This is a genomic window from Actinomadura gamaensis, assembly GCF_042652125.1.
Lineage (GTDB): Bacteria > Actinomycetota > Actinomycetes > Streptosporangiales > Streptosporangiaceae > Spirillospora > Spirillospora gamaensis.
The window spans coordinates 178,428-194,343 of record NZ_JBHSIT010000010.1; the positions used below are offsets into that span (position 1 = coordinate 178,428).

Here is a 15,916-nt window from a genome sequence, read left to right on the forward strand (position 1 = left end):
CGCTCCTTCCGGACGCCCGGTCAGGCGGCGTGCCGGTAGACCCGGAGCCGGGTGATCCGGCCGCGGGCGTGGGTGAAGAGGTCGACCATCGACGCCGTCGCGTCGCCCAGGCGCAGTTCGACCTGGACGGCGGCGGTGCCGTCGGCGGTGGCGACGGGGCCCGGACGCGGCGCGGGCGCCACCCGGGCGAACAGGTCGCGGTAGTAGCCGGTGATCGCGTCGGCGCCGTCCAGGACGCGTCCGGGCAGCTCGACGCGGGCGTCCGGGGCGAACAGGTCGCGCAGCGCGGCGGCGTCGCGGGCGTGGACGGCGGCGAAGTAGGCGCCGACCAGGTCGCGCCCGGACGGCGCCGGCGGGCGCATCGAGGCGGCGAGGTCGTCGCCGAGCCGGGCGGGCACGAGGTAGCCGTCGCGGTCGAGGATCTCGTCCAGGTGCGCGGCGACGTCGTCGGGCGTGGCGGGGGCCGGCGCGCGCCAGCCGGGGGTCGTGCCGACGAACGCCTCGTAGTAGCGTCCGGCCGCCGCGCCGAACACGCGGTTGGTGAGGGTGCACTGCTCGCTGACCAGGTAGAGGGCCAGCGCGGTCACGCTCCGCGGGGTGGCGGCGGCGGCGAAGCCCGAGCGGGCCGAGCCGAGCGAGGTGCGCGCCTGCCGGGACAGCCCGGCCATGGACCGCTCGGTCGCGGCCGTCGGCAGCAGGACGTTCGCGGTGACGCCGTGCGGTGCTCCCTCGACGGCGAGGGCGCGGGCCAGCCCGAACGCGCCCGCCTTGGCGGCGGCGTAGGCGCACTGGCCGTCGTTGCCGAACATGCCCGCGCCCGATCCGGTGACCAGGAGCCGTCCGTATCCCTGGTCGCGCATCACGGCGAACGCCGGCTGCGCGACGTGCAGGGCGCCCTTCAGGTGGACGGCCAGCAGCGCGTCCAGGTCCTCGGGCGTGGTCCGGCCGACGGGCCGGTTGCGGCGGTTGCCCGCGTTGTGGATGACGGCGTCGAGGCGTCCGAAACGGTCGAGGGCGAGGTCGACCATGGCGCGCCCGCCCTCGGGTGCGGCCACGTCGTGGTGGCTGGCGACCGCCGCGTGCCCGTCGCGGGTGAGCTCGGCGGCGAGGCCGGCGGCGGGGTCGGTGCCGTCGGGGCGTCCGTCCACGGCGCTGCCGAGGTCGTTGACCACGACGCTCGCGCCGCGGGCGGCCAGCTCGCGCGCGTGGGACGCGCCGATGCCGTGCCCGGCTCCGGTGACGAGCACGACGCGTCCGGTGAAGCTGATCATCACGGTGTCCTCTCGGACGGGGGGTCAAGGGCGGCGGCCCGCCGGGCGAGCTCGGCGAGCCAGCCGCGTTCGCGCTCGGCGCGGGCGAGCATCTCGCGCGCGACGAGCCGTCCCCAGGGCGAACCGGCCCCGGCGGCGTGCCCGTCGATCTCCTCCAGCCGCCGCAGGCGCAGCTCGACGGCCCGGTCCCGGGCCGCGATCACCCGCGCCCGCTCGTGCGGGGCCAGGTCGTCGAACAGGCTGAGGCGCACGAGGAACTCGCCCTCGTTGCCCGCCAGGTCGTCCGGCAGGTCGGCGGCCATGTCGTGCAGCAGCCGCGTCCCGGCGGGCGTGATCCGGTAGACGTGCCGGGGCGGCCGTCCGTCCTGCGGTTCGGTGGTCCTCTCGACCGCCCCCGCCTCCTCGAACCGCCGCAGCGCCGGGTACAGCGAGTTGTTGTGCATCGCGAACGAGGTCGTCGCCTCGATGCGCCGCCGCAGCTCGTAGCCGTGAGCGGCACCCTGCCGCAGCCGGCTCAGGACGAGGATGTCGAGATACATACGTCCACCATGACCTAGGTAACGATGGACGACAATCCCCCCGGCCATGATTCTTCGGAGCCGGGCCACGGCCGGAAGGGACCTCGACGGCGGGACGGGCGCCCCCCGCCCCGCGAATCCTCGGTGCGGGCTACGCCTTCGGCTTGTCGCGGAGGCGCTCGACGGGGTGCGGGCCGTCGGTCGCCAGGCGGTACTCGTCGCCGAACTTGGCGCGGTGCTCGTCGATGACGAGCTCCTGCGGCGGCCGGGCCGCGTTGATCCGCTCCTGCATCTTCTCGAACCGCTCGTGCATGTCCTGGACGTAGCCGGTGCCGAGCGTGGTGTAGTCGATCTGGGTCGCCAGCAGCTCGCGGACGAGCTGCTTGTTCGGCTCGAAGGTGACCGGTTCGGGCAGCGCGGGCGCCAGGACGGACTCGGGGTCCCGGCCGTCGTGGGCGCGCATCAGGTCGCACGCGATGTGGAGGTGCTCCAGCTCCATGTTCAGGTGCAGTTCCCAGATGTCCTTGACGCGCGGGTCGCTCTCGGTCTGCATGAACGAGTAGTACAGGTAGCACTCGTTGTACTCGTGATTGACCAGCCGCTCCCACCAGGACTCGCCCGGGTCGACCAGCGACTCGTAGTGGGTGACGTGCTCCTCCTCCACCAGGCCGATCTCCTGGTAGAGCCGCCGGGCGATCGGCTCCATGTACATGGGGCCGACGTTCATGTAGAAGTTCATCGTCTGCTGCTCGGCCGACATGATCGTCAGCGCGTGCAGCTTGGACAGCGGCGCCGCCGCCGTCCGGTCGTAGTGGTCGCGGACGTTGTCGAACGGATCGCGGTGCTGCAGGTAGCCGGGACGTCCCGGCATGACCTCGGTGAGCTGGTCGACGATCTTCTCGGCCTTGCGGTGCTCGATCATCTCGTACAGGTTGGCGTACCGGTACAGGTGGTCGAAGTCCTCCAGCAGCCCGAACTCGTAGGCCTGCTTGAGGTAGGGATCCGGCTCCTGGCGGGCGACCCAGCCGGTGAGGTCGACCGCGACCTGCTCGTAGGACAGCGTCGTCTCCAGCACCGACGCGGGGCCGGGCAGCAGCCAGTTGACGACCTTCTGCTGCTGCGCCTCGATGTACCGGACGCGGGCGAGCTTCCGCTTGACGTCGAGATCAGGACAGACACGGGCGAAATGGTGGCTGAACAGGATCGCCTCCACCTCGATCCCGTTCATCGTGATGATGCGGCATTTGGTGTACGGATCGGACTCGTCGGGGTCGACGGGGTCCACATTCAGCTGGTCCCAGTTCCGTAGCTGGTCCTCCAGCGGGATTCCGCGGTGTTCGAGCGGGTTGAACGCCACCGGGCTCACCTTTCGTGGCAGTGCGGGCAGACATGATCCCCGCTGCCCCTACCCTCGTCATCACCGTCCTCACCTCGGCCGGATTTTCCTGACGGATTCCTTGAACGCTGATGAGAAGGAGCGCAGCTTAGACGGAATTTCCGCGGGTACGGCCCGCTCCGTCGTGCGCCGGCGGCGCCCAATCGCTCTTCGAAGGACGGCCTCATGCAGACCACACCGACCGACACGCAGACGACCCAGGACGTCGTCGACCTGCTGCGCGCCCAGCACGCCCGGATCCGGGACCTGTTCGACGAGGCGCTGCACTCCGACGGGCAGGACCGCGAGAACTCCTTCAAGGAACTGGTCCGGCTGCTGGCGATCCACGAGACGGCCGAGGAGGAGATCGTCCACCCGACCGTCCGGAAGATCCCCGGCGGGGACGGGATCGTCGAGGACCGGCTCACCGAGGAGCGCCAGGCCAAGGAGCGGCTGTCGGAGCTGGAGGACATGGGGACCGGCGATCCGCGGTTCCTCAAGGCGCTGGACGCGCTGCGCCTGGACGTGCTGACCCACGCCCGCGCCGAGGAGCGCTACGAGTTCGACCGGCTCCGGGAGCAGTTCAGCCCGCAGCAGCTCAAGGGCTTCGCCGCCGCCGTCCGGGCCGCCGAGAAGACCGCGCCCACCCACCCGCATCCGGGCGTGGAGTCGGCGTCCAAGAACATGCTCGCGGGGCCCTTCGCCGCGGTGACCGACCGCGTCCGCGACATGATCCACAAGGCCCGCGGCGACTCCTGACCGCCGGTCCCGCACCGCGACCCTCGGGCGCGGCTCGGGCGCGGCTCGGGCGCGGCTCGGATTGCGGCTCTGACCGCGGGCCGTCGGCGCCTACGGCGTGATCGCGGCCGTGACGGTGCGGAGGAGTTCGAGGGTGGAGCCGGAGAAGTCCGGGAGCATCCGCAGCGCGAGGATCCAGGGGTCGCGTCCGGTGCCGAGGTGCTCGCGGACGAGCGGGGCGAGCGCCGCGCGGGCTTCGGGAACGTCCATCGCGGCGAGCGCGGCGCTGGCGGGACGGGCGAGCGCGATGACGTCGTCCCAGGTCAACGCGCCGGCTGCGACGGCGCCGGGCAGCCACGGCCCGGCGTCCGCGCCGCCGAGGACCTCCTCCGGCGTCTCGCCCCCGATCGTGTCGGGAATGTCCGGGAGCCAGCGCCAGCGGACGCGCTCCGCCTCGTCCCGGAGGAGCGGCGGGCATTCGGGGATCTCGCTCAACCCGAGCAGGACGGTCGGGGCGAACGGCTCGCGCCGGTGCTCGGCGACGATCTCGTCCCAGCGCCACGCGTGCGCCTCGCGGAACACCTCGGCACCGGGATTGGCGCCTTTGGCGCGCAACCGGGCGAGCTGCGCCTCGGCGGTCTCGCCCGCGGCGACCGCGGCGCGCAGCTCGTCCAGGGCCGCGTCGGCGTCCGGCCGCCGGAGCAGTTCCGTGAGGGTCCGGCGCGCTTCGACACGGATGGCCTTGCGCGTGAACTTCACTCCCTTCGGCTCGTTGTCGAGCAGGTCGGCCACGGCCTCGGGGCCGCCGCGCTCCCACAGGTTGAGCAGCAGCCGCAGTTGCGGAGTGAGGCCGCGCACGCGCACCACCGTCATGATGTGCCGCTGGAGCCGGGCGTCGGAGCAGCTCACCGCGTCGCGGCTGCGGAAACCGCCGTCGCGTTCCATGAGCCGCTCGACCAGTTCCTTGGTCACCCGTCCGTCCAGGAGCCGTTCCCGCTGCGGACCGGTCGCGCCGTTCCGCAGGAACAGCCGCGCGTTGACGGCCGGGTCGCCGGGGCCCATGAGGACCTCGATCGCCTCGGCGGTCAGCGCCGGGCGCTGCGCCAGCGCCAGCCGGTAGCGCTTCGCCCTGGCCCGCATCGCGAAGTCCAGCCACTCCGGACGCCAGGAGCCCTGGCCGAACAGGTCGGCGACCGTCCGATCGTCCAGGTGCTTCAGCAGGATGAGGTGCGTTTCGGTCGGCGCGGCGTCCAGCAGGGCCAGGAACCGGGCGCGAGCCCCCGAAACGGACGCGACGCGATCCCAGGCGGGCATCTCCCCCGCCCCAGGCCAAGCCTTGTTCTTACTGCTCGCGGACTTGCCGCCGCGCGTCGCGCCGACCTCCGCCAGCAGCTCGGCGAGGTCCCCGCTGAAGCGGGTCAATCGGGCGCGGACGGTGCGCCACGCCTCGACGTCGGCGCCGAGATGCTCGGCGACCAGCGCGCGCAGATCGACTTCCGCGACGCCGGTCTCCGCCTTGGCCGCCGGCGGGCGCAGATTCGCCGGGCAGTCAGGACGAGTCGCCAGCGCCCGCAATGCCCTCTCGCCGAACGGACGGTCGGCGTGCGCGCTGCGCAACGATTCCCAATCGAGGTCATCGCGCAGGCCGAGCATGTCGAGATAGATGTCCAGACCGTAGGCGCGCGTCTCGAACTCGCGGAATTCCTCGATCAAACCTTCGGTGCCCTCGGCGGTTTCCGTCGCGGCACGCAAAACGGCGGCGTCTTCGCTTTCCAGAACGCTTTGCAGCACCTGGGCGACCTCCGCACGCAGCTTGTTCCGGTTGAGTTCCCGGAGCCGGTCCAGCCCGCCGTCGCGGTCGTGGACGGTCACCAGCGCGCGCAATTGCTCGGCGCGGGTGAGCTCGTCGGCCAGGTCGACGAGCATCGTGCGCGCGGACCGTCCGACCGGGCACACCACCAGGGCGCGGCGCTCGCGCGGACGGCGCGTCCTCAGGTAGGTCAGCACGCCCGCCGGGTTCGTCCAGCCGTCGTGCCGGCTCGCAGCGGCCAGCGCGTCCCGGCACTCGCGCAGGGACCACCAGCCGCCGCGGGACGGCGCGGACGAACCGGACGGACCGGAGACGACCGTCCGCCCGACCTCCGGACGCCCGGTCGCGATCAGGCGCCGGCGCAGGGCGGGGTCGGCGCCGACGACCTCCCAGTTGCCGGCCAGATGGTGCAGGGCCTCGAAGTGCTTCTCCCGGAGGAGCGCCTCCACCAGCTCCGCGGGCACGGGCCCCCGGCCCACCGACTCGCCGAAGCAGTCGGGGGCCGCGGCGACCAGCGGCTGCCAGTCGGCCGGCTCGGCGGAGGTGAACAGGACCGAGAACGCGCGCTGGTCGGTGTAGATGAGGTGCTCCCGCGAGGCCGTTTTGGCCGGTAAGCGTAGCCAGCCGCGAATGATCTTCGCCACCGCTTCCGCGGGTTCGGAACGGTCGCGCGGCCGCCTACTCCCCCGGGTCGGACAGGACGCGGGGCAGGAGGGCGACGATGGCGGCGCCGAGGACGGCGGGGATCATGAAGGCGACGAAGCCGGTGCGGGGCGAGCTGACCAGGGCGGTCGCCGCCGACAGGTAGGACGGGCCGACGATCGCGCCCAACCGTCCGACGCCCAGGCCGACGCCGAGGCCCGTGCCGCGCAGGTGCGGCGGGTGGAAGGCCGACATGCACGCGATGATCATGTTCTGGCAGCCCAGCGAGCCGAGCCCGGCCAGGGCGGACACCACCAGCAGCAGCGGGCGCGGCTGGTTGGAGCTGAGCGTGAGCAGCGCCAGCGCGGCCAGCGCGAAGGTGCCGAGGGTGACGAGCTTGAGGTGGCCGCGGTCGGCGAGCAGGGAGACGGCGAGGCCGCCCGCGCTCGCGCCGACCGAGAAGGCGATCATGAATTCCAGCGACGAGCCGATGTTGTAGCCGTTCCTCATCATCACCGTCGGCAGCCACGCGGTGGTGCTGTAGACGAGCGCCATGCTCATGAACGTCGCCAGCCACAGCAGGATCGTCACGCGCCGGGCGGCCGGGGTGAACAGCTCCGCGACGGGCCGCCGGGCGGGACGCTCCGCCTCGGGACGGCCCGCTTCGAGACGCTCCGCCTCGGGACGGCCCGCTTCGGGACGGTTCGCCTCAGGACGGCGCACGCCGGGACGGCCCGCCGGCACCGTCAGCCAGATGAACGGGACGAGCACGACCGGCAGGACGCCGATCCAGAACAGCGTCTGGAAGGGGTGCTCCGGCAGCAGGGAGCGGCCGAGCAGGGCGGAGGCGGCGCCGCCGACGCCGATGGAGCCGAGCGCGACCGCGAGGTGCAGGGTCCGGCGCTTGGGCGGGGCGCCGTCCGAGACCAGCGCGGAGACCAGCGGCGCGAGCGCACCGATCCCGACGCCGGTGAGGAACCGGGAGGCGCCCAGCTGGGTGAGGTTCCCGGCGAGCGCGGCGACCAGCATGGACGCCGAGATCCAGGCGACCGACACGGCCAGCGGGACGCGGCGGCCCCACCGGTCGGCGGTCCAGCCCGCCAGGACGGAGCCGATCGGCATGCCGAGGGCGGTGACGCTGCCGAGCGTGCCGAGCGTGGACGGCGCCGCGCCCCAGGACCGGTCGTGCAGCAGGCTCGGGCCGATGGTGCCTAGCGCGAACAGGTCGTAGCCGTCGATGAAGAGGACGAGGCACGCCAGGGCGAGCATGCCCGCTCGCGTTCGTGTCGCTGGAGGCGCGAGGGTCGCGGTCACGGTTTCTCCTTACGCGAAGGCCCCGCTCCCGCGCCGGACCGGCACGAAGGGGCGGGGGCGGGGCCTGCTGGGGTGGGCGGAGCGGGGCGGGGAGCCGTGTCGGACGGGACGGAAGCTCGGCACGACCTCAATTCGTCATAATGATTAGAGTGATAATGCTCACTGGTCGTCCCGGCGTCAAGACCTCTGGAGCACGACGTTCGTAATGAACACGCTGAATTATTCGGCCCGGTTCGCAGGCGGGTCAGTCCACGGGCGGGGTGCCGTGGCGGTGGAACGACTCGATGGTCTTCAGGCCCCACGCCTGCCCCTTGGCACGCTCGGCCTCGGTCCAGGTGACGACCTGCCAGTCCGGGGCCAGCATCACGCGGGCCCCCGCGTTGCACAGCTCGATGCGGTTGCCGCCCGGCTCGTAGACGTAGAGGAAGAACGTCTGCTGGATGGCGTGCTTGTGCGGGCCGGTCTCGATGTGGATCCCCGCGTCGAGGAAGACGTCGGCGGCGCGCAGGATGTCCTCGCGCGTGTCGGTGGCGAACGCGACGTGGTGCAGGCGTCCGGGGGTGCCCGACCAGTCGCCGGTGTAGACGAGGTCGTAGGTCTTGTCCGAGACGGTCGTCCAGAAGCCGGAGACCTCGCCGCCGTCGAGCGTGATCTGCTCGGTCGGCCTGGCGCGGATCCGCTCGGTCAGGAACGTCCGGGCGCCGGGCATGTCGGCGGCCAGGTAGTTGACGTGGTCGAGGCGGCGGACGTTGGCGCCGCGGCCGGGGAAGCGGGCGGCCTGGTTCTTCAGCGCCGGACGCCGCGCCCCGGTGGGCCGGTACCACTCGGTGTCCCAGTACAGGCCGAACTCGTGGCCGTCGGGGTCCCGGCACAGGTAGACGTCGCCCAGCCCGAGCTCGCCGCTGGTCCAGTGGCCGCCGGGCAGCTCGGCGACGCGGCGGCGGAGCGCGTCGGGGCTCGCCGCGCGCAGGTAGGTGCGGCCGACGCCGGACCGGTCCCGTTCGGTGATCTTGACGGTGAACCGCTCGTAGTCGTCCCACGCGTGCACGTAGACCGACCGGCCCGCGCGGCCCACCTCCTCCATGCCCATCAGGTCGGTGAAGAAGGCGGTCGTGGCGTCGGCGTCGGGGGTGAACAGCTCGACCGAGCCGACGTGGGCGATGTCGCGGCAGCGCTCGGTGAACTCGGCGGACGGGATCTGCGGCATGGGTCAGCTCCGGTGGGGGTGGGGGGAACGGGGCCAGGCGGTCCCGTCGGACAGCAGGCGGGCGGTGCGCAGGACGGCCGCGCCGCCCGAGGAGGTGCGGCGCGTGTCGAAGTGGCCGGTCGGGTGCTCCAGCCGGACGAGGTCGTCGCCCGTCGCGTGAGCAGCGGCCACCGAACCGGGCAGCCCGACGGCGGTCGCGACGCTGACCGCGCCGAGCACGCCGATGGCCGGATGGCAGCGGTGCGGGATGAAGGTGCGGGTGGTCAGGGTGCCGTCCCCGCGCGGCGGCGCGATCAGGGTGACCTTCGGGACGGTCGCGGACGACACGTCGCCGAGCCCCATCAGCTCCCCCGCACGCAGCCGCAGCCGTTCCCGGCGGGCGGCCAGCGCGCCGTCCGCTTCCAGCTCGGCGAGTGCCTCGTGGCCGGTGAGCCCGAAGTCGGCGGCGGCGGCCAGCACGACCGGCATCCCGTTGTCGATGCAGGTCACGGGGATGCCGTCGATCTCGTCGCGAACGTTCCCGGTCGGCAGCAGGCTGCCGCAGACCGATCCGGCCGTCTCCTGGAACTCCAGGGCGACCTCGATCTCGTCGCCCGGCGCGCCCGGGCCGAGCGTCGCGACGACCAGGCCGCCGGTGTTGACCATGCGGATGCGCACGGTCCCGGCGTCCGGCGGGACGAGGCCGCGCAGCCGCGCGTACGGCCCGATACCGGCGAGGATGTTGCCGCACGGCTGCTCCGCCGACACCAGCGGCCGGTCCACGTGCACCTGGAGGAACAGGTAGTCCACGTCCGCGCCGGACGGGTCGGCGGCCGGGGAAACCACGGCGACCTTGCTGGTCAGCGGGTGGCCGCCGCCGATGCCGTCGATCTGCCGCTCGTCCGGCGAGCCGAGCAGCCGCAGCAGCAGGCCGTCCCGCACGGCGGGGTCGGCGGGCAGGTCGGCGGCGTCGAGGTAGACGCCCTTGGACGTGCCGCCGCGCAGCACGGCCGTCCGGATCACCGGTCGTCCTCGTCCACCGTGTAGGGCACGTACCGGACGCCGAGACGTTCGAGCAGCGGACGCAGCTCGTAGCGGTCGAGTCCGAGCCGGCCGTCCGCCAGGGCGGCGCGGGTGCGTTCCTCGCGTTCGGCACGCGCCCGTGCCGCGGCGGCGACCTCGGTGGCGCGCGTCCGGGGGACGGTGACCACGCCGTCCTCGTCGGCGACCACCACGTCCCCCGGACGCACCAGCCGACCGCCGATCACGATCGGCACGTTCACGCTGCCCGCCCTGGCCTTGACCGCGCCCTGCGCGCTCACGGCGGTGGACCAGACGGGGAAGTCCATCGCGGTCAGCGCGCCCACGTCGCGCACGCCCGCGCCGATGACCAGGCCGCGCACGCCGCGAGCGCGCAGCGAGGTGGCCAGCAGCTCGCCGAACAGGCCGTCCGTGCACGGCGATGTCGTGGCCACCACCAGGACGTCGCCGTCCCGGCACTGCTCGACCGCCACGTGGATCATCAGGTTGTCGCCGGGAGGGCACAGCACGGTGACCGCCGTCCCCGCGAGCGGCGTGCCCGGATAGATCGGCCGGAACGACGGGTCGAGCAGCCCTTCGCGGCCCATGGCCTCGTGGACGGTCGCGACCCCGTGCCAGCCCAGCGCGCGGACGTCCTCGGCGGCGGCGCGCGGCGTTCCGGTCACCACGGTCGGCGTCATGCCAGCACCCCCGCGACCTGCGGGTAGACGCGCTGGTACGCCTCGGCGTACCGGACGGCCCGGTCGCCGCCGTTGCGGACGGCCTGCACCCCCCGGCGGCGGGCCAGGTCGGTGTAGTAGTCCCAGAGGTGCTCCTGGGCGTTCATGCACTCCATGGCCCGCCGCTTCACGTCGAACACGGCCGTGATGTCGACCAGGACGTCCGGCCGGAAGCCGCACATCTCGGGCTGGTGCGGTTCGAACCGGAAGACCGGTGGCGCGCCGATGACCGGATGCTCGCTCGGGTAGCCCTCGGCCTGGGCGAGGATGCGCGCCTCCAGGGCCAGCTCGGCGGCGCGCGGATGGTCGGCGTTGTACGGGTCGGCGGCGCTGTGCACGAGGATCGCGCCGGGCCGGACGGTCCTGATCCGCTGGACCAGGGCGTCCATCAGCTCCTCGCTCGCGCGCGGCAGGGGGTAGTCGCCGGCGTCGAGGAAGGTGATCTCCGCGCCGAGCACCTTCGCGGCGGCTTCGGCCTCGGCCCGCCGGGCGGCCTTGACCTGCTCCGGCGTCGCGCCGGACTTCCACAGCGCGGCCGACTCGCCGCGCTCGCCGTAGGACAGGCAGACCACGTGCGCGCCGGCGCCGCGCCGGGCGGCGAGCGCGGCGTAGCCGCCCGCCCTCCACACGAAGTCCGCCGCGTGCGCGCTGACGATCAGTACGGGTCCCTCGGGCATGGCTGCTCCTGACGCAGGGGAAGGGATGTGCCGGGAACCCTAGAATTCTGTATCTAAAATTGTCAACAATATTGTGAACAACAGGACGGTCGAGCGTGCGCGCGGGGTGCGGGAGAATCTCGGCCGGGAGCGGGACCGGCCGGACCGGCCGGGAAGGGAGCGGTGGATGGCCGAGGTGGCGGTGCTGGACGGGATCCGCGAGGGCATCCGGCGCGGCGAGTTCGTGCCGGGCCAGCGGCTGGTCGAGGCGGATCTGATGGAGCGGTTCGCCGCCGGCCGGGCGGGGGTCCGGCAGGCCCTGGCCGACCTGGCCGCCGAGGGCCTGGTCGAGCGGGTGCCGAACAAGGGCGCGCGGGTCCGGGTGGTCGAGGTCGCCGAGGCGGTCGAGATCACCGAGTGCCGGATGGCGCTGGAGGGTCTGTGCGCGGCCAAGGCCGCCGCGCGCGCGACGGCCGCCGACCGCGACGATCTGACCGGCCTGCTGTCCCGGATGCGCGCCGCCGTCGAGGCCGGGGACCCGCTCGGCTACTCCGACCTCAACCACCTGCTGCACGGCCGGATCCTGGAGATCTCCGGGCAGCGGACGGCCGTCGCGACCATCGAGCGGCTGCGCGGGCAGCTCGTGCGGCACCAGTTCCGGCTGGCGCTGCGTCCGGACCGTCCGCAGCGGTCGCTGGCCGAGCACGAGCGCGTGGTCGCCGCCGTCCTCGCCGGGGATCCGGAGGCGGCCGAGGCGGCGATGCGCGACCACCTCCGGCACGTGATCGAGGCCCTCGCCGCCGGCGACCGCTGAGGCGCGGTCGCCGGGGCGGCGGGGCGTGTTACCGGTCCAGGGGCAGGTGCCGGTCGAGGAAGGCGTGGGTGCGCGTCCACGCGGTGGAGGCGGCCTCCTCGCGGTACATGTGCGGACGGGCGTCGCAGGCGAAGGCGTGGCCCGCGTCCGGGTAGACGTGCTGGACGAAGTCGGCGCCCGCCGCGGTGAGCGCGTCCTGGATCGCCGCGACCTGCTCGGCCGGGATGGTCGGGTCGTCCGCGCCGACGTGCAGGAGCAGCGGCGCGTCGATCTCCTTCGCGCGGTCGAGCACGGCGTGCGGGCCGGCGGCGATGCCGGGGCCGTAGAACACGACGGTCGCGGCGAGGCCCGGGATCGCGGTCGCGGCGGTGAACGCGGCGCGTCCGCCGAAGCAGAACCCGACGACGGCGGTCCGGTCGCGCGCGACGCCCTCCCCCGCCAGGTACTCCAGCGCGGCGCGCACGTCGGTGACGATGTCGTCCGCGCCGATCGCGCCGATCAGCGGCATCGCCTCGGCGTGCTGGTCGTAGCGGAGCGTCCCGGCGCCGTTGCGGTGGAACAGGTCCGGGGCGACGGCGAGGAGGCCGCGCTCCGCGAACCGGCGCGCGATGTCCTGGATGTGGTCGTTGACGCCGAACGCCTCTTGCAGGACGACGACGGCGCGGGCCGCGGGGGCGTCCGGGCGCGCGACGTACACGCGCATCGGCCCGGCGGCGGTCTCGGCGGTGGTCCATTCGGTCATGTGGCGGTGCTTCCGTTCGTTGTGGTCTCCGGCGGGCGGTCGCGGTCAGGGGCGGATGACGCCCATCCACATCGGTTCGCGGCGTCCGGCGAGGGCGGTGAGGGCGTCGTTGACGTCGTCGAGCGCGAACCGGTGGGTGATCAGCTGCTCGCCCCGGACCTCCCCGGACGCGAGCAGGCGCAGCACGGCGTCGGTGTCGTCGCGGGTGCAGCCGCGGGTGCCGACGTAGCGCCAGCAGCCGAGCATCGTCTCCCGCATCGGGACGGCGAGCGGGGCGGAATTGCCGCCCATGTGCACGAAGACGCCCCCGTTGGCCATCGACCGGAGCGCCTGCTCGCCGCCGGGCCCCGCGGGCAGGTAGTCGAGCACGGCCTCGGGCCCGCCGGGGACCAGCTCGCGGATGCGCGCGGTGAGCCCGCCCGCGGTCTCCCAGTCGGAGCCGAGGTCTTCCAGCGCGATCGTGTCCGCGCGCAGGTGCGGGACGAGCCCACGGGCGGCCTCCAGCCGTTCGGCGGAGCGTCCGACCAGGATCAGGCGGTCGATGCCGAAGTGCTCGGCGAGCACGATGGACGCGGTGCCCATGGTGCCGGTGGCCGCCGTGATCACCACGGTGGCGCCGGTGAGGGCGCCCGCGCACTTGAGCGCGCGCATGGCGTTGCCCAGGTCGTGCACCTTCGCGGCGAGGTCGAAGCTGACGTTGTCGGGAATCTCGTCGATCAGCCAGTGCGGGGCGCGGACGAAGTCGGCGAGCCCGCCGTCGTGGTAGCGGGCGTACAGCTCCAGCTTCCCGGTGCCGAAGGCGCCCTGCCCGATCATCGCGGCCTCCGCGCACATCTGCTGGCGGTCGCTCGTGCAGTAGTCGCAGTCCAGGCACGACAGCATCGGATGGACGCGGACGCGCCTGCCCACCAGGGACGGGTCGACGGCGGAACCGACCCGCTCGACCGTCCCCGCCGCCTCATGGCCCGGGACGGTCGGCAGGTGCCGGAACATCCCGGCGGCCAGCAGCTTCATGGTGCTCGGCGCGAGCCCGGCGGCGGCGACGCGGACCAGCACGTCGTGCTCGCCCACCTCCGGGACGGGCACCTTCTCCAGATGGAGGACGTCCGATCCCCGGTACGCGCGCGCTGCTCTCATCTCGGCCATGGCCATGTCCTACCTTTCAAGCGGGGGAAGTCAGAGGCGGGGACGGTCAACCGGCGGAGCGCAGCGCGTCCAGCTCCGGGACGCCGAGCACGGTCCCGGTCTTGGTGGTCTCGGCGACCTGCGGCACGGCCAGCGCGGAGAGCACGGTGAGGTGCGCGCTCGGCTCGGTCACGATGCTCGTGAAGGCGACGCCGACGGGAACGCGGACGAAGTCGCCCGGCTCCAGCTCCAGGACGCCGAGCTGCGTGACCAGCACGCGCCGCCCGCTGATCTGGTACTGGATGTCGTCGGCGTCGCGGTGGGTGCGGTACTCGCGTCCGTCCGACCGCTCGATCGTCGTGTGCCCGATCCTGACCTGCGCGGATCGGTACAGCCACTCGGTCTGGCCGTCGTCGCCGGACGCCCGGAGCACGTTGATGCGTTCCGGTTCGGCGTTCGCCTGCTCCAGCAGCAACCGCTCGTCGACGGGCGTCATCACGACGTCGTGCTCGGGGCCGCCGAGGCATTCGGTCGTCATGAGGTTGCGCACCTCGGGCGTCCAGCCGGCGAACGGCGGAAGCACGAGCTCGGACGCGCGGACGGGAGGCCGCAGCTCCTCCACGTGCGCCGGGACGTAGAACAGGATGTGGATGTCGTCGTGCGCGTGGTTGTCGTGCGCGACCGTGACCGGGATGCGGGAGAAGTCGCCCGCGACGAGGTCGAGGCTGCCCCGCTCCGTCATGAGCGTGCGGGTGCCGTGGACCTGGTAGGACAGCTCGTCCACGTCGCAGTTGCGATGGTAGAACGGCTGCCGGAACCCGGCCATCGTCTGCCGCTCGACCCGCAGGTGGTCGCTCTCGAAGATGCCGCGGGGCGGTTCGAACCCCTGCGGGACGAAGTGCGCCGGGAAGTGGACGGCCTCGATGGGCCGGTAGGCGCGCGGCGGTCGCATGGGCGAGGGCAGGGGCGCGCCCAGCAGCAGTTCCTCGCGCCGCGCGACCCGGCGGACGGGCTCCGCGGCGTCGAAGCCGTCGATGATCTCGTGTACGAGTCCCACGGAGGCGGGCTCCTCCCTCGGGGGCGCGGCGGTGGCCGCGTCCACGAATTAATTATAATGAATATGCTTCCGGGTATGATGGACGGCGCCGGACCGGGCCGTCAAGGCGGCGCGGACGAACGATCGCGATGGAGGACACCGTGGCGCCGAGGGCGACCTTGCGGGAGGAGCGGGACGGGCGCGGCGAGCGGCGCCCGTCCGGTCGCGCGGAGGAGGCGGCGGCGCTCGTCTCCGAGCTGCTGGCCCGCCTGGAGCCCGGCGCGCGGCTCGGCACGAAGGAGCAGGTCCGTGCGCGGTGCGGGGTGTCGGTCGGCACGTTCAACGTGACGCTGCGACTGCTCCAGGAACGCGGCCTGGTGACCGTCCGGCCGGGGCCGGGCGGCGGGCTGTTCGCTCCCGACACGGCCCCGCGTCCGGAGTCCGCGCACGGCGGGACGGCCCCCGACGCCGAGGACGAGGCGGCCGCGCGCGCCGCCCTGGAGGACGCCTTCCGCGTGCGCGAGGCGATCGAGCCGCTCATCGTCGAGGACGCGCTCTGGCACGGCTCCCCCGCCGACTTCGCCGAGCTGCGCGCCCTGGCGGTCGAGATGGGCGAGGCCGCCGACCGGCTGGACGGGCCCGCCTACGTGCACGCCGCCTGGCGCTTCCACGCGCGGCTGGCCGCCATCAGCCCGGGCCCGCTGCTCCGGGACTGCTACCTGCGCAGCCAGGAGGTGATCGAGACGCGCACCCGGACGATCCTCCCCGAGGGAGAGCCGGAGAAGGGCTTCCTCCAGCGCCGCCACGAGCTGCACGTGGCCCTCGTGGACGCCCTGGACGCGCGCGACCGCGACGCCGTGACGAGCCTGCTGCGCGAGCACAACGCCGGCTAGAGACGTATTGATTATTATTGATTGTTGTGATGGAGT

General features: G+C 73.3%; 15 protein-coding genes. 3 read left to right on the plus strand and 12 right to left on the minus strand.

What is annotated here, in order from left to right:
• Positions 1–20: 20 nt before the first annotated feature.
• The 3 genes from ACFPCY_RS31085 to ACFPCY_RS31095 all read right to left on the minus strand — a co-directional run bounded on the left by ACFPCY_RS31085 (position 21) and on the right by ACFPCY_RS31095 (position 3,146).
• A complete protein-coding gene (locus tag ACFPCY_RS31085; protein WP_378261046.1) occupies positions 21–1,271 on the minus strand; it encodes an SDR family NAD(P)-dependent oxidoreductase in 1,251 nt (416 codons plus the stop codon).
• Positions 1,271–1,810 (minus strand): PadR family transcriptional regulator, encoded by a 540-nt coding sequence (locus ACFPCY_RS31090; protein WP_378261048.1) that lies wholly within the window; start codon positions 1,808–1,810, stop codon positions 1,271–1,273. Before ACFPCY_RS31090 ends, ACFPCY_RS31085 begins: the two co-directional genes overlap by 1 nt.
• A 130-nt stretch (positions 1,811–1,940) precedes the next feature.
• Complete coding sequence (locus ACFPCY_RS31095) at positions 1,941–3,146, minus strand: hypothetical protein (RefSeq protein WP_378261050.1); 1,206 nt, start codon at positions 3,144–3,146, stop codon at positions 1,941–1,943.
• Positions 3,147–3,350: 204 nt separating this feature from the next.
• Between ACFPCY_RS31095 and ACFPCY_RS31100 the strand changes: the two genes are divergently transcribed.
• Entirely contained in the window at positions 3,351–3,923 is a 573-nt protein-coding gene (locus ACFPCY_RS31100; protein WP_378261052.1) for a hemerythrin domain-containing protein, read from the plus strand.
• A gap of 90 nt (positions 3,924–4,013) precedes the next feature.
• On the opposite strand, the gene ACFPCY_RS31105 is transcribed toward ACFPCY_RS31100, so the two are convergent.
• From ACFPCY_RS31105 to ACFPCY_RS31130, 6 genes are all read right to left on the minus strand, one after another.
• Complete coding sequence (locus tag ACFPCY_RS31105) at positions 4,014–6,356, minus strand: hypothetical protein (protein ID WP_378261054.1); 2,343 nt, start codon at positions 6,354–6,356, stop codon at positions 4,014–4,016.
• A gap of 34 nt (positions 6,357–6,390) precedes the next feature.
• On the minus strand, positions 6,391–7,668 hold the full coding sequence (locus ACFPCY_RS31110) for an MFS transporter (RefSeq protein WP_378261056.1): 1,278 nt from the start codon (positions 7,666–7,668) through the stop codon (positions 6,391–6,393).
• Between the two features lie 244 nt (positions 7,669–7,912).
• On the minus strand, positions 7,913–8,875 hold the full coding sequence (locus tag ACFPCY_RS31115; RefSeq protein WP_378261058.1) for a VOC family protein: 963 nt from the start codon (positions 8,873–8,875) through the stop codon (positions 7,913–7,915).
• Between the two features lie 3 nt (positions 8,876–8,878).
• The gene (locus tag ACFPCY_RS31120) at positions 8,879–9,877 is read right to left on the minus strand and encodes a PrpF domain-containing protein (RefSeq protein ID WP_378261060.1); all 999 of its coding nucleotides are present in this window, start codon (positions 9,875–9,877) and stop codon (positions 8,879–8,881) included.
• Positions 9,874–10,575, minus strand: a complete 702-nt coding sequence (locus ACFPCY_RS31125; RefSeq protein WP_378261062.1) for a 4-carboxy-4-hydroxy-2-oxoadipate aldolase/oxaloacetate decarboxylase — start codon at positions 10,573–10,575, stop codon at positions 9,874–9,876. Before ACFPCY_RS31125 ends, ACFPCY_RS31120 begins: the two co-directional genes overlap by 4 nt.
• Complete coding sequence (locus tag ACFPCY_RS31130) at positions 10,572–11,291, minus strand: PIG-L deacetylase family protein (RefSeq protein ID WP_378261064.1); 720 nt, start codon at positions 11,289–11,291, stop codon at positions 10,572–10,574. Before ACFPCY_RS31130 ends, ACFPCY_RS31125 begins: the two co-directional genes overlap by 4 nt.
• 166 nt (positions 11,292–11,457) lie before the next feature.
• Here ACFPCY_RS31130 and ACFPCY_RS31135 point away from each other — a divergent pair, with 166 nt between their 5' ends.
• Positions 11,458–12,084, plus strand: a complete 627-nt coding sequence (locus tag ACFPCY_RS31135; RefSeq protein ID WP_378261066.1) for a GntR family transcriptional regulator — start codon at positions 11,458–11,460, stop codon at positions 12,082–12,084.
• A gap of 28 nt (positions 12,085–12,112) precedes the next feature.
• On the opposite strand, the gene ACFPCY_RS31140 is transcribed toward ACFPCY_RS31135, so the two are convergent.
• Genes ACFPCY_RS31140 through ACFPCY_RS31150 form a run of 3 tightly spaced genes read right to left on the minus strand, consistent with a single transcriptional unit; the run spans position 12,113 to position 15,008 of the window.
• Positions 12,113–12,826 (minus strand): dienelactone hydrolase family protein, encoded by a 714-nt coding sequence (locus ACFPCY_RS31140; RefSeq protein ID WP_378261068.1) that lies wholly within the window; start codon positions 12,824–12,826, stop codon positions 12,113–12,115.
• Positions 12,827–12,871: 45 nt separating this feature from the next.
• Positions 12,872–13,972: an alcohol dehydrogenase catalytic domain-containing protein gene (locus tag ACFPCY_RS31145; RefSeq protein ID WP_378261070.1), complete on the minus strand. Its 1,101-nt coding sequence runs from the start codon at positions 13,970–13,972 to the stop codon at positions 12,872–12,874.
• Positions 13,973–14,018: 46 nt separating this feature from the next.
• Complete coding sequence (locus ACFPCY_RS31150; protein WP_378261072.1) at positions 14,019–15,008, minus strand: hypothetical protein; 990 nt, start codon at positions 15,006–15,008, stop codon at positions 14,019–14,021.
• Between the two features lie 128 nt (positions 15,009–15,136).
• On the opposite strand from ACFPCY_RS31150, the gene ACFPCY_RS31155 reads away from it, so the two are divergent.
• Positions 15,137–15,880 (plus strand): FadR/GntR family transcriptional regulator, encoded by a 744-nt coding sequence (locus tag ACFPCY_RS31155; protein WP_378261074.1) that lies wholly within the window; start codon positions 15,137–15,139, stop codon positions 15,878–15,880.
• Positions 15,881–15,916 lie beyond the last annotated feature (36 nt).

Excerpts from the sequence above, each read along its gene's own strand:
- ACFPCY_RS31125 (WP_378261062.1), bottom strand. The coding sequence starts at position 10,575 with ATGACGCCGACCGTGGTGACCGGAACGCCGCGCGCCGCCGCCGAGGAC.
- ACFPCY_RS31145 (WP_378261070.1), bottom strand. The coding sequence starts at position 13,972 with ATGGCCGAGATGAGAGCAGCGCGCGCGTACCGGGGATCGGACGTCCTC.
- ACFPCY_RS31135 (WP_378261066.1), top strand. The coding sequence starts at position 11,458 with ATGGCCGAGGTGGCGGTGCTGGACGGGATCCGCGAGGGCATCCGGCGC.
- ACFPCY_RS31140 (WP_378261068.1), bottom strand. The coding sequence starts at position 12,826 with ATGACCGAATGGACCACCGCCGAGACCGCCGCCGGGCCGATGCGCGTG.
- ACFPCY_RS31090 (WP_378261048.1), bottom strand. The coding sequence starts at position 1,810 with ATGTATCTCGACATCCTCGTCCTGAGCCGGCTGCGGCAGGGTGCCGCT.
- ACFPCY_RS31155 (WP_378261074.1), top strand. The coding sequence starts at position 15,137 with ATGGAGGACACCGTGGCGCCGAGGGCGACCTTGCGGGAGGAGCGGGAC.
- ACFPCY_RS31100 (WP_378261052.1), top strand. The coding sequence starts at position 3,351 with ATGCAGACCACACCGACCGACACGCAGACGACCCAGGACGTCGTCGAC.
- ACFPCY_RS31115 (WP_378261058.1), bottom strand. The coding sequence starts at position 8,875 with ATGCCGCAGATCCCGTCCGCCGAGTTCACCGAGCGCTGCCGCGACATC.
- ACFPCY_RS31085 (WP_378261046.1), bottom strand. The coding sequence starts at position 1,271 with ATGATCAGCTTCACCGGACGCGTCGTGCTCGTCACCGGAGCCGGGCAC.
- ACFPCY_RS31130 (WP_378261064.1), bottom strand. The coding sequence starts at position 11,291 with ATGCCCGAGGGACCCGTACTGATCGTCAGCGCGCACGCGGCGGACTTC.